This window comes from Oscillatoria sp. HE19RPO, assembly GCF_024220515.1.
Lineage (GTDB): Bacteria > Cyanobacteriota > Cyanobacteriia > Cyanobacteriales > Laspinemataceae > Laspinema.
Window position 1 is genome coordinate 16,067 of the sequence record NZ_JAMXOT010000002.1, and the last position, 12,085, is coordinate 28,151.

A 12,085-nucleotide genomic window follows, 5' to 3' on the forward strand; every position below is an offset into this window, starting at 1 on the left:
ATTACGGGGTACTAGGATGAATATATCAATAAAACTTGATTAGCTAGGTTAAATTTTAGTAAAGGTGAAATTCAGGACTCTTTATTACAGGACCTAGCTGGGAGAATCGGACTAAACCGACGGTACTCGGCAAGGTATTGTTCAAGACAGGCAAACTGAGGGATATTCAGACTGTAGTAGATCCAGCGACCTTCTTGGCGAGAACGAACTAGAGCTGCTTCCTTGAGGGTTTTGAGGTGAAACGACAGCTTAGACTGACTCACGTCGAGAATTTCGCACAGTTCACAGACACACAACTCGCGATCGCGCAGCAACTCCAAAATTGAAATCCGCAACGGGTCAGAAAAGGCATGAAAACCCGCTGCAATCTCTGCCGGTGCATTCTGAGTGGTATTAACCATCAACTTTTCCTGAAATATCTAGGCCCGATTTTAGCATGGGAGATGGGGAGGATGGGGAGGATGGGGAGGATGTTTGTAGTAACGACTTCAGTCGTTATCCATGTTCGTAGTAACGACTTCAGTCGTTATCCATGTTCGTAGTAACGACTTCAGTCGTTATCCATGTTCGTAGTAACGACTTCAGTCGTTCTTCCTGAGTTCAACGTCCCGACTTCACTCGTTTCATGGCTGAAGCCGTGACACTCACCATAAGGGGATTAAGCGCCTGTTTAGGAACTGGAGGATCCGGACAGGGGTGCGTGACTTGGCGATCGCCAAGTCACGCCGTAACGACTGAAGTCGTTACTACGAACAGGAAGAAACGACTTCAGTCGTTACTACGAACAGGAAGAAACGACTTCAGTCGTTACTACGAACAGGAAGAAACAACTGAAGTGGGGACAGTGGACATCCACCTCCATCAACCAAGGACAAAGGACAAATGACAAATGACCAATGACCAATGACAAATGACCAATGACAAATGACAAATGACCAATGACAAATGACCAATGACCAATGACTTATGCCTGCTTTTGTTTTGCCAAAAGCACTTTAATCTGTTGCCAAATCGCTTCTAATTCTTCCACAGTATATTCAGACAAAGGCCGATCGCAAGCGGATTCCAGTTTAGAAAATCTCTGGACAAATCGATGATTGGTTTCTGCTAACCCCTCCGAAGGGTCTAAATCGTACCATCGGGCGAGGTTAATCACCACAAATAACAAATCCCCTAATTCTGCTTGTTGGCGCGCTTTATCTTCATGGGCGATCGCATAACGGAATTCCCCTAACTCTTCCTCAAATTTCTCCCAAACTCCCTCCACATTATCCCATTCAAAACCAACAGCCGCCGCTTTTTGCGAAATCTTCATTCCCGCCATCAAAGGGGGCAAAGTTCGGGCATATCGACCCAGTTTATCACTTAGGGGTTTGACTTCCGTTCCAGTTTCCCCTTTTTCTTCTGCTTTGATTTGCTCCCAATTCGTCCGGACTTCTTCAACACTACTCACCTCAACATTGCCAAAAACATGAGGATGACGGCGAATCAGTTTTTCGGCAATCCCTTCAGCAACTTCAGCCAAACTAAACTGGTTGACTTCGCTGGCAATTTGGGATTGCAAGACCACTTGTAATAATAAATCGCCTAATTCTTCGGCAATGGCTTGTTTATCGCCACTTTTAATCGCATCGACCACTTCGTAGGCTTCTTCAATAATGTAGGGGATTAAACTTTCGGGGGTTTGGGCTAAATCCCAGGGACATCCCCCTTCAGGCGATCGCAACTGTGCCACTACCTGAATTAACTTTTCCAATGCGGGTAAGGCGGGGGAATCAGAAGGAGTTAAGTTGGCAAATTCCGGATTTGACATTTAGGGTGATACCTGGGTTACTAAAATAGACTTACATCACAAAAAATTAACAACAATTAGCCAACTGGCACTTTTGAAGTCTCCGAAAAAAAGGCTAAAACAATTTTATTTTTGGGAATACCTTGACTGGTCAATTCTTCGGTAATGCTGCGCTCCATTCCATCATATTCAATATAAACTTTTCCATTTTTTAAAGTCAAATAAATTAAATTCCCTCTCACCCGACGTCCTCTATCCCAACCGACTTGCATCAGGGCATAGTGGTCTCTAGTTTCATCAAAAACCGGATCTAATCGGATGTCTCCGTGAGAGGGCTTTAATTGAGCGTAACCCAGAATCACCTGTTTTACAATGTCTCGATAGGTCTGGCTGGTATCCATTGTTTTAATTCATGAAAAAGGCAGGGGGAAACGATGGCTTGATGGTGATTTTATCTAAAGGCGCTTAAATCATTTTGACTGAATTCCTGCCAAATTGTTGAGTTTCTGGCTTTAAAACCGGGTTTAAACTTAAGATTTGCCCTTGGTGGAGGCTTTTTGGGGACGACGGGTGGTCGAGGATGTGTGACGCTTGATGCGTTTTTTTGCGGGAGTTCGGGGTTTTTTGCTTGGATTAAAAATAGCAGACCATCCGTATTTTTTGAATCGCTTGTAAGCGGATCCGATCCAATCACTGAGGGAATGACTCATGGCGCCGAGTTCTAATCCGAGGAAGAGGGCGATTCCTTCCATTGGGTGCTGTTTGAGGGTACGGGCGATCGCCGTTGATGCTGTGGACGGATTCCAAGTAAACAGTCCCAGGGAATCCCCTACCAGGACGACTCCAAAGGCGATCGCCCCGATCCAAATCCCCAAATAGAGGATCCGCAATGCCGTCCCCACCAAGGGACCATGAGACAAAAAGGAGCGATGATGTAAACTTTGTTGATAAGGCAGCCAGATCCACCGTAACCACCCCCAGCGCTGAAACTGCTGAGAATAGATATCCAAATCCGGGCCAAACATCAGTCCACTAAACAAAAACCCACCGGCAACAATCAGGGTCAGACTGCTGCTGCGGGTCTGTGCATAAGTCCCTCCTGCCACCAAGGGTAAGCTCCACAAAGTAATTTCGTCATGAGTTCGACCAGATGGCATGAAATTTCCAAAAACTGTGTTATGATGTGATCCGTCGGGAAAAAAGGGCGTTTAGCTCAGTGGTAGAGCGCCTGCCTTACAAGCAGGATGTCACTGGTTCGAATCCAGTATCGCCCATTGTGAAATGTTATGAAACCAAAGGCAACCCTCGGGGCGATCGCTTGGTTCATGACTCAGGGTTATGATAAACTCGCGAGAAATGAGTTTTGGGTTGGTGCATGACCTATTGCCTCAGAATTGCCGATATCCCCACCAATGAGCGTCCCCGAGAACGATTGATGGCTTATGGACCGAAAAGTCTGGCCACTGCCGAACTAATTGCCATGCTGCTAGGTACGGGACAAGGACCGGGAAAATTGTCCGCAGTGGGACTTGGACAGTACATTTTACAGAAACTTGGCGAGAATCAGCGGGACCCCCTGGAAGTTTTGCGGGAGATGTCCCCCCAGGAACTGATGGAAATTCCGGGCGTGGGACCCGCAAAAGCCACCACAATTTTAGCGGCGATCGAACTCGGCAAACGAACCTTTTATTCCAGGCCCCCCGAACGCAAAGAAATCGATAGTCCCGAGGCAGCAGCAGCGGCCCTCTCTCATGAACTGATGTGGCAACCCCAAGAACGATTTGCGCTGTTGCTGCTGGATGTGAAAAATCGCCTGATTGGAACTAAACTGCTCACCATTGGGACTGCCACAGAAACCCTCGCCCATCCCCGAGAGATTTTTCGAGAAGTCTTGCGACATGGGGCCACCCGGGCCATTATTTCCCACAATCACCCCTCGGGGAGTTTAGAACCCAGTCCGGAAGACATTCAACTCACCCGCCAGTTATTGCAAGCGGGTCAATTTTTGCAAATTCCATTACTGGATCATCTGATTTTGGGAAATGGTGACTTCCAGAGTTTGCGGAAAATCTGTGGATTATGGGAGGAATATCCTCAAGGGGATTAGGTTTGGGAACGGGTGAAAAAATTTTTTCATGAAAGGGCTTGTGCATTTTGGGCAAGCTGTGCTATTGTAATAAATCGTGCGGGCGATTAGCACAGTGGTAGCGCACTTCCTTCACACGGAAGGGGTCACTGGTTCGAATCCAGTATCGCCCATTAAATTTTTTTTAAAACCCTTTTTTCTCGGGGGCGAAGATTCACCGGGATGTTTTGCTTTGGGTTAGCACGCGGTATGGGATGAATGGTAGGGTGCTGAAGGGGTGTGGCGATCGGCCAGTCCCCAGTACAAGGCCCAGTAAAAAATCCGATTGTTCCGATTGTTGGCCGGATTAATCCCAAACTAAATCTGATTACTGGATGTCTGTTACACCCGACACCCTAGAGGGTGAGACTACACAGAGGAACCGCGCAGAAGCGTTTCTTTTAGAAGCAAATAGGTCTTTGAAAACCGGAGCAGAACTCTACATCTAGTGTCTTGTGTTCCGCTCAAATTATGTTAAGATCTGGGAAAGGCAGTCATATTTTTAGCAAAGCGGGAAAAACATCAGTTAAAATTTCCCCAAAAATCGCTAAATATTCAAATTTCTTTACCCCCCAATCAATTTTTATGAAAATAAAAAGAATTCCTGAAAAATATCATTTAGGTTTAAAACTATTCATAGAATTAGAAGATGAAGTTATAGAGGAGATTTTAGAATCTTTTGAAACCAATATATCTCCTTTATTGCAGATAGAAGAAATAACCCATGCTGTTGCGAATCAAGTCACCCAATTAGATGTAAATCAGAGTGAAAAAATAATCGCTTTTCTTCTTTCTTTGTCTGGGTTGTTCAATGATTCTGATTTTTATCCTCAAGAATTCGTGGATTCACTTCTAGAATTTTTGAGAACCTCTCCAGAGTTTTGTGAAAAATTTGATGATTTTCATTTACAGCGTTTTAGTCAGAGATTATTAAGAGTGATGGAGCAGGGGGGGGTTCTTGCTGTTTTATCTAAAGCCGCTAACGTCATATTTGAACAGGAGCGAATCTTTCTTAAAGCAAGAGTTATTTCTGATATCAGGCCCATATTTGATAGGGACATAGAGAAAGGCCCGGATAGTGCTACTATTATCCATACTTTAAAGTTAGAATATCGTCAAGCTAACCAATCCAAAGAATTTTTTTTAGCCCTAGATTCAATAGATATCAAGCAGATCCAAGAACAATTAAACAGAGCTGAAAAAAAAGCCGAACTTTTGAGGCAATTAATTCAAAGAGCAAACGTTACTTATATGGAAATAGAGGAGTAAGAAAATGTTAAAAATTCAAGAATTTTCACCTCCATTAAAAGATAAAGCTACGATTGGTAAAAACACTCGAAAAGAGCGATTTTTAGCTTTAAAATCTTCAATTCAATATCACAACCCAAGTTTTATATCTGATGTCATTCAATCACCCTGGAGATCGGATATTAAAGATGTAGAAAGGAGTGTAGAAATTTGGAAGTTTTCCAAAAATTATCACGCTTCCAGAAATCAAAATTTAGAGTTAATCGATTCTGAATTAGAAAAGACTTTCCTAGAATTGGCGAATCAATGGCGTAGAGAAACCCGGGGAATATCTTCTACCAATAAAGCATCGATGCATCCGAGCTATCAGCAGATTATTGGCATGGGGAAAGCGGTCATCCCTTTATTACTGCGAGAACTGGAACGAAAGTCCGGACAATGGTTCTGGGCAATCCACGCTATTAGTCGAGAAGATCCGGTTCCCCCAGAAAAACGAGGTCAGACTCAGGAGATGATCCGATATTGGCTGGAATGGGGGAAGCATAAAGGTTACAGATGGTAGAGAATGAACCGATTGGTAATTCAGCCTGGAGAACCCAAGTTAGGGGGTGGATTGAAGCGGATTATCCCAATTTATTACGGACTGGATACAGACTAACCAGCCCGGATACCATCGATTATAATTGTATTGCTTGGGCGTTAGAAGATACCTCTGAGTGGTGGTGGCCGGATGAAATGGGGAAACAGTATTGGCCGCCCCATGTTAAACGAGAAGAAAGTTTAGAAGCATTTATTCAGGTTTTTGAATCTTTCGGATATGAGGTTTGTGAAACGGCTTCTTTAGAGGTGGGGTTTCAAAAAGTAGCACTCTATGCCGACTCCAATAGAATACCTACTCATGCTGCCCGACAATTAGATTCGGGAAAATGGACCAGTAAACTTGGACCAAACGAAGACATAGAGCATCACGAACTAGAGGGTTTGGTGGGAGAACTATATGGTCAGGTTGCAGTTATCCTGAAAAAAATTATCCCTTAAATCCTGGCGCTACATGAATGAGCTAATCGTTGCGCTCTGTTGTTTATTCTTTAATCCTGCAATTAATGAACGGGCAGATGAGCCAAGTTTTTTGCTGCAAGGTGGCGGTTTAAGTGAGGGGTGAAACCCTGCATGAAGGGGGACATAAGGATTAAGGGTGGATGATTTTCATTCATAAGATAGAAATTTTTAGGAGGCCGATCGCCACAGTTTAAGAGTGGGTAGTCTACAATCAAACCATGACCAGCACCAATGTTTTTCCCCTATCCACTTAAACTTTACGATTAAGGTTGCTCGCTCATGTACGCTGCACCACAACTCCAAGACGATAGCCCGATCGCCTCCCCGCAGTTGCTTGACCCAACTTTGCTCAAAGCCGCAAGGTTGCTTTATCGAGCTTACAAAGACGTTCATCCCGATGGGATTCAGCGTCCTCTCGGGGTCGCCATCGATCGCTTTACTCATCGAGGTCAGCTCATTTTTACCCAAAAGCCCGCTTTATTGCTGACGGAATGTTTTGTACCCTTCGATCAGCTTGAAGCCGGACTCTATTAGAAGGAATGGGCTATTATTATCACCGGACACCATCAGGTTCGGACTGTTTATTAAATCCTGATAATTACCTATTGTTAATCAGTAATAATTCACGCTTTAATTTGAATAAAAAAACAACCAATGACCAATGACAAATGACCAATGACCAATGACCAATGACAAACCCCATAGATGTGATTTTTGCGATCGCGGCGGTGGCAGTCGCCTTAACCTTGGGTGCTTCCATCGGCAGTTTTATCAACGTAGTGGCATACCGGATTCCTGCCGGTTTATCCTTACTCTGGCCCCCTTCGCGCTGTCCCCATTGCCTGCATAAACTCGGTAAAACTGAGAACGTGCCCGTCTTCGGCTGGTTGCGGTTGCGGGGTCGCTGCGCTCACTGCAAAAGTCCGATTTCCGTCCGGTATCCCATCATCGAAGCCTTAACCGCCGTCATCTTCATGGTGGTGGCATTGTTCACCTGGGAGAACCCGATGCAAATGATCGGGTATTGGGTCTTTTTTAGCTGGTTATTAGCCCTCTCGATTATTGATTTAGATACCATGACCCTGCCGAACCCGCTTACTCAGTCGGGATTGGTGGTGGGATTAGGGTTTCAGATAGTGGCGGGGTGGGCGATCGCCGCCAATGTCCAAGGAATTCCCCATCAGTTAATGGTGGGGATAATCGGTGCAGTGCTCGGAATTTGGCTGTTGGATAGCATTTCCTTTGTCGGTTCCATCGCCTTTGGAAAAACCGCAATGGGGGCCGGGGATGCCAAACTTGCCGCAATGATGGGGGCTTGGTTAGGCTGGAAATTGATGCTTTTAGGTGGTTTTATTGCTTGTGCTGCCGGTGCCTTTATCGGAGGGAGTGCAGTCGCCTTGGGGTGGCTAGAACGCAGTAAACCCATGCCATTTGGGCCCTTTCTCGCTCTGGGTGCAGCGATCGCCGCCTTGTGGGGAGAGACGATTTTATCTGCTTATCTTGACCTGTTTTTTCCGTTGCAGTAAGGCAATTCCAAAAAATAAAATATCTAAAAAACCCACACCCTGAAGGGTGGGGCTACACGGACAAAGCCCGCCTGCGCGGGCTAATCGATGAAAATAGACTTTTACCAAGCGGATTTGGTATTAGTCGGTTTTTAACCGACTTTAGCTGTTAGGCGGGGGATTGATCCCCCGCCGTTTGTTGCTCCCCTCAAACTGGGTTTGGATTTAATCTTGCCAGAGTTTAAACTCTCGCAAGCGGGACATCACTCCGCGAAGGTTGCTGTAGTCTTTCTGAATGGTGCGAACTCGGGCTTGAAACTCCGGTAATTTGCCTTGATATTCAGCGATATCCTGTAAATTGAGCAGATGAACAATGGCGCGATCATAGGCTTTGACTTGCTTGCATCCGATTTCATGAAAGACTTGTTCCCAAAGGTAAGATTCCCGAGGCGCTAGTTCCTGAATCTTTTTAATTTTTTCCTGTTTTGCAGCCTGTTTCTCTTTCTGTTTCCGGAGATTTTCGGCTTGGGTAGAGAGAGTGAGGAGTTCAGATAAAGAACGACCTGGAGAGTTGGACAAGGTTTGAGGGGTGGGCTTTTTGGAGAGCGATCGCAAACGTTGGCTGAGTTGGAGATTGAGATTCACTTCCCCTTGTAGCAAGCGGGCTAAAAAGTCGTTTCGTTCCTGTTCAGAAAGCTGGGGAATTCTTTTTTGTAGTTCTTTAATGGAGTCCGATTGGGTTTCAGCTTGGGGACTCAATTGAGCTGCTGCATCAATTAAATTTTGATTGAGTTCAATAAAATCGACAAATGCTTTTAAGGGTTTTGAAAGGTTGTGTAAATTAGCTGGGATAGGCGGTTCTATGGAAGTTTCGGGTTCAAAATCATAACAGAGTTCAGCAGCCTTTAACCAACCTAAATACAAAACTCGGTAATCCCCTTGTAATAAATCATCGCGCAAGGATAACATTCTGGGGAGTAATCCTTCTCCCTCAGTCCAACCATTCAAATCTTCATCCTGAATGTTGATATCGATAAGAACTGACTGTTCGGTTGTAGAAATTTCAATACCATCGGGAACTTGATAGGGTTCTAACTCTGCCGGATTAATCAAAGATTTCGGCAAGCGAAACATCAGTTGGCGACTTCCCCAATTCGCCGTATAAAGCATGATATCAAAACATTTATCTAAAACCTGTTCGGGCTGTCCGCGAAAGTCACCATAATTGTAGAGAAATATGGCTTGTGTCCGATTGAGTTGAACCCGACTGGAGAGGGTATGGATATACTCCTGTTCTTTCTCAGTCAAAGGACGGTCTAAAGCTTGGAACTCATAATATTGGTAGGTGCTCATGGTTGAAATGGTTTGGAGATTCTGGGTTTAGGATATGAATTATAGCGGTTTGGGGGTCTCATCAAGTACAGATATTCCGAGGAGTGCCGCACATCGTTTCTAAGAAAATAGCCCGCGTTAGCAGGCTATCAGAAATAGGGGTTTCTAATTGGGAGAGGGGATGAATTTCCCTCTTTGCGCCGGTACAGTATTAGATAAAATAGGACCAGAAACCGGGTTTCTTAACTTAATCTGTTGCGTTGCACCAACATTGTGGTTAAGAAACCCGGTTTCTACCCTCGTATAGTACCCCGGACTAGAGAATCTTAGGGACTTTAAAATACTCCCCTTCCACATCAGGGGCTGCGGCCATAATCGATTGAAGGTCAGTAAAGGGTTGGAGTTCATCGGGACGAGTGACGTTACTGACATCGATCGCCCGGGTGGTGGGTTTGATATTCTCCGTATTCAGTTCGCTCAACTGCTCGAAATACTCTAAAATGCTGCCGACTTGGGTGGTGAATTGTTCCTCTTCGGCTTCCGTGAGTTCGAGGCGAGCGAGGTGGGCGACTTTGCGAATTTGTTCTCGGTCAATCATGGGTAAATGGGGAGGATTAGGGTCAGATTGGATAGCGATCGCCCGATGGTTTGAGGGAAAAACAGCATCAAACTTCAGCGAGCGCCGCTCATCGTTTAGGCTAAGAGAACCCAGAGACTAGAAAAACACATCCATCGTGGAACGTCCAGTGGTTTTGAGCCAGTTTTGGGCTTCAATGTAATTATTGGGAGCTTGACGGATGGCTTGTTTCCAGTAATCTGCGGCGCGATCGTATAATTCCTCGGCTGCCTCCAAGTCTCCCGCTTCCTTGGCTTGATCCCCTTGGTAATGGAAAATCACCGCGATATTATTGAGGGCTTGAGGCATCCGGGGGTTGAGTTCCAGTGCTTGATGGTAAAATTCCACAGCTTTGTCCCGATCGCCATTGCTGGTGTGAATCAAGCCGATATTGTAGAGAATATAACTGCGATCGTTGGGGTCTTCTTCCAGACTGAGGGCTTCGGTATAGTTATCCAAGGCTTCGGCATATTCCCCATCGGCTTGAGCCGACATCCCGTCGCGGTAGTAGGCGAAGGCTTCCTTAGATTGTTGATTCGTCGGCAGGATCTTTAAAATGATGTCTGCCATCACGGTAAAGGTTTTGTCGATGAAGTTATCGTTACGTTGTGTTCTGGGCATGGGGGTTGGGGTCTCGCGATTGCTAAGAGAGTTGGATAGGGAGCATCTCAATTGTGAAAAGAGACCTAACCCCCCAGCCCCCTTCCCTACAAGGGAAGGGGGAGAAAGACGTCAATTTCCCTCTTCCGAAAAGACATTTATTCCTTATACCTCCCTCTCCTTGTAGGAGAGGGCTGGGGAGAGATGGGGAGGGGGGCAGGGGGGAGAGGTCAGATCGGTTTTTAGGCAAAATTGAGATGCTCCCGATTGATAATTGGCTGATGCTTCCATCCTATTGTATGCATTGTGGTTACCTCCGCTTGCTCAGAATTGAGTTTGTTGATCTCGGTTCAATCCACAGAAAGCAGGGGAGGGGATTTTTTAGTGTCAGTTCGACCCATTTGTAGGAAAATTGAAGAACCAAATCGCGGTAAAATTGGGGTTCTGGGGCCTGACCTCGGAATGAAATGGGAAACAATCTTAGTTATGATCAGTTTATTGTGACCTGGATCACATTGAAAACTACCAGCCATCGCTGGGAGGCTGAATTCATGCAACAGGTGCTAGAGGCCCATGAGATTCCCACTCGGATTATTGATTTAGGAATTGTTTCATATTTGGGAACCGGGAGTCCAACGGCCTTGCAAGTGCGTCCAGAAGATCGATGGACGGCGTTGTTGTTACTCAGTCCCCCAGAAGAAGAGGAGCCGGGGTCCGAACTCTGAACAACAGGGGTTGTGCAGAAACGTCAGCAGAGGAAGCGATCGCACTCTTGTTTCGGCTTCTTTGATTAAAGGCCGTGAAGTTGAATCGGTAAAAAACAGAAGGGATTAAGCGTTTTCATGTCTCTATTTGATTGGTTTGCAAATCGCCGCAAGTCAGGCCCCATGAGCCAAGAGCGGCAAGAGCGAGAGATAGCCGATGGGCTATGGACGAAATGTTCGGAATGTGGGGTGTTGACCTACACCAAGGACCTCAGAGCGAATCAGATGGTTTGTCTCGAATGCGGGCATCATCTGAGGGTGGATGGATCAGAACGGATTTACCAACTCATTGATGGCACGACTTGGATGCCTTTAGATGAGAATTTGCAAGCGGTGGATGCTCTAAAATTCCGCGATCGCAAATCCTACAGCGATCGCCTGCGGGAATATCAAGACAAAACCGGCTGTTTAGATGCGGTGAAAACCGGATTAGGCAAGCTGGATGGCTTACCCGTGGCCCTCGGGGTGATGGAATTCAAATTTATGGGGGGCAGTATGGGGTCCGTGGTGGGGGAAAAACTCACCCGCCTGATTGAACGGGCCACCCGAGAACGGTTACCCCTGATTATTATTTGTGCTTCTGGGGGGGCGCGGATGCAAGAAGGGATGCTGTCCCTGATGCAAATGGCGAAAATCTCTGGGGCCCTGGAACGGCATCGGGAGAACAAGTTGCTGTATATTCCCATTTTGACCCATCCGACTACTGGGGGCGTGACGGCATCGTTTGCGATGTTGGGGGATATTATTATTGCCGAACCCAAAGCTACCATTGGGTTTGCCGGACGCCGAGTGATTGAGCAAACCCTGCGAGAGAAGTTGCCGGAGGATTTTCAATCGGCAGAGGACCTGCTGTTACATGGGTTTGTGGATGCGATCGTCCCTCGGACTCAGATTAAGAAGACTTTGGCCCAGTTGATTTGCCTGCATCAACCCCAGTCGCCGTTGTCTCATCGGATTCCGTTACCGGATGCGATGCACTTGAGTACCACGGCGATCGACTAGATCCCGGTTTCATCATTTAAGACTTACGCCTTACCTCTAAAT

At 46.1% G+C, this 12,085-nt stretch carries 15 protein-coding genes and 2 tRNA genes; 10 read left to right on the forward strand and 7 right to left on the reverse strand.

The features are described from left to right. Window positions 1-71: 71 nt before the first annotated feature. From NG833_RS00115 to NG833_RS00130, 4 genes are all read right to left on the reverse strand, one after another. Window positions 72-401, reverse strand: coding sequence for a helix-turn-helix transcriptional regulator (locus NG833_RS00115; protein ID WP_254563302.1), 330 nt, complete (start codon window positions 399-401; stop codon window positions 72-74). 563 nt (window positions 402-964) lie between these two features. Further along, a complete protein-coding gene (gene mazG, locus NG833_RS00120) occupies window positions 965-1,813 on the reverse strand; it encodes a nucleoside triphosphate pyrophosphohydrolase (RefSeq protein WP_254563303.1) in 849 nt (282 codons plus the stop codon). A gap of 56 nt (window positions 1,814-1,869) precedes the next feature. Then, a complete protein-coding gene (locus tag NG833_RS00125; protein ID WP_254563304.1) occupies window positions 1,870-2,193 on the reverse strand; it encodes a XisI protein in 324 nt (107 codons plus the stop codon). Window positions 2,194-2,322: 129 nt separating this feature from the next. Further along, on the reverse strand, window positions 2,323-2,949 hold the full coding sequence (locus NG833_RS00130) for a metal-binding protein (RefSeq protein ID WP_254563305.1): 627 nt from the start codon (window positions 2,947-2,949) through the stop codon (window positions 2,323-2,325). A 45-nt stretch (window positions 2,950-2,994) separates the two neighbouring features. On the opposite strand from NG833_RS00130, the gene NG833_RS00135 reads away from it, so the two are divergent. The 8 genes from NG833_RS00135 to NG833_RS00170 all read left to right on the forward strand — a co-directional run bounded on the left by NG833_RS00135 (window position 2,995) and on the right by NG833_RS00170 (window position 7,750). Next, window positions 2,995-3,066: transfer RNA gene (locus NG833_RS00135), tRNA-Val, on the forward strand. 101 nt (window positions 3,067-3,167) lie between these two features. After that, on the forward strand, window positions 3,168-3,899 hold the full coding sequence (radC, locus tag NG833_RS00140; RefSeq protein WP_254563306.1) for a DNA repair protein RadC: 732 nt from the start codon (window positions 3,168-3,170) through the stop codon (window positions 3,897-3,899). A gap of 80 nt (window positions 3,900-3,979) precedes the next feature. Beyond that, window positions 3,980-4,051, forward strand: a tRNA-Val gene (locus NG833_RS00145). 337 nt (window positions 4,052-4,388) lie between these two features. Continuing rightward, entirely contained in the window at window positions 4,389-5,186 is a 798-nt protein-coding gene (locus tag NG833_RS00150; protein WP_254563307.1) for a hypothetical protein, read from the forward strand. A 4-nt stretch (window positions 5,187-5,190) separates the two neighbouring features. Then, window positions 5,191-5,727, forward strand: coding sequence for a hypothetical protein (locus NG833_RS00155; RefSeq protein WP_254563308.1), 537 nt, complete (start codon window positions 5,191-5,193; stop codon window positions 5,725-5,727). Next, window positions 5,721-6,203 carry a hypothetical protein gene (locus NG833_RS00160; RefSeq protein WP_254563309.1) on the forward strand — a complete coding sequence of 161 codons (483 nt, stop codon included), beginning with the start codon at window positions 5,721-5,723 and terminating at the stop codon, window positions 6,201-6,203. Before NG833_RS00155 ends, NG833_RS00160 begins: the two co-directional genes overlap by 7 nt. A 300-nt stretch (window positions 6,204-6,503) precedes the next feature. Next, window positions 6,504-6,758: a hypothetical protein gene (locus NG833_RS00165; RefSeq protein WP_254563310.1), complete on the forward strand. Its 255-nt coding sequence runs from the start codon at window positions 6,504-6,506 to the stop codon at window positions 6,756-6,758. Between the two features lie 155 nt (window positions 6,759-6,913). Beyond that, entirely contained in the window at window positions 6,914-7,750 is an 837-nt protein-coding gene (locus tag NG833_RS00170) for an A24 family peptidase (protein WP_254563311.1), read from the forward strand. Window positions 7,751-7,954: 204 nt separating this feature from the next. On the opposite strand, the gene NG833_RS00175 is transcribed toward NG833_RS00170, so the two are convergent. The 3 genes from NG833_RS00175 to NG833_RS00185 all read right to left on the reverse strand — a co-directional run bounded on the left by NG833_RS00175 (window position 7,955) and on the right by NG833_RS00185 (window position 10,298). After that, window positions 7,955-9,082 carry a hypothetical protein gene (locus NG833_RS00175; RefSeq protein WP_254563312.1) on the reverse strand — a complete coding sequence of 376 codons (1,128 nt, stop codon included), beginning with the start codon at window positions 9,080-9,082 and terminating at the stop codon, window positions 7,955-7,957. Window positions 9,083-9,377: 295 nt separating this feature from the next. Then, a complete protein-coding gene (gene gatC / locus NG833_RS00180) occupies window positions 9,378-9,659 on the reverse strand; it encodes an Asp-tRNA(Asn)/Glu-tRNA(Gln) amidotransferase subunit GatC (RefSeq protein WP_254563313.1) in 282 nt (93 codons plus the stop codon). 117 nt (window positions 9,660-9,776) lie between these two features. Continuing rightward, window positions 9,777-10,298, reverse strand: coding sequence for a photosystem I assembly protein Ycf3 (locus tag NG833_RS00185; RefSeq protein WP_254563314.1), 522 nt, complete (start codon window positions 10,296-10,298; stop codon window positions 9,777-9,779). 479 nt (window positions 10,299-10,777) lie between these two features. Between NG833_RS00185 and NG833_RS00190 the strand changes: the two genes are divergently transcribed. Next, window positions 10,778-11,002 (forward strand): putative signal transducing protein, encoded by a 225-nt coding sequence (locus NG833_RS00190; RefSeq protein ID WP_254563315.1) that lies wholly within the window; start codon window positions 10,778-10,780, stop codon window positions 11,000-11,002. A 117-nt stretch (window positions 11,003-11,119) separates the two neighbouring features. Then, the gene (gene accD, locus NG833_RS00195) at window positions 11,120-12,043 is read left to right on the forward strand and encodes an acetyl-CoA carboxylase, carboxyltransferase subunit beta (protein ID WP_254563316.1); all 924 of its coding nucleotides are present in this window, start codon (window positions 11,120-11,122) and stop codon (window positions 12,041-12,043) included. The last annotated feature ends 42 nt before the right edge of the window (window positions 12,044-12,085 follow it).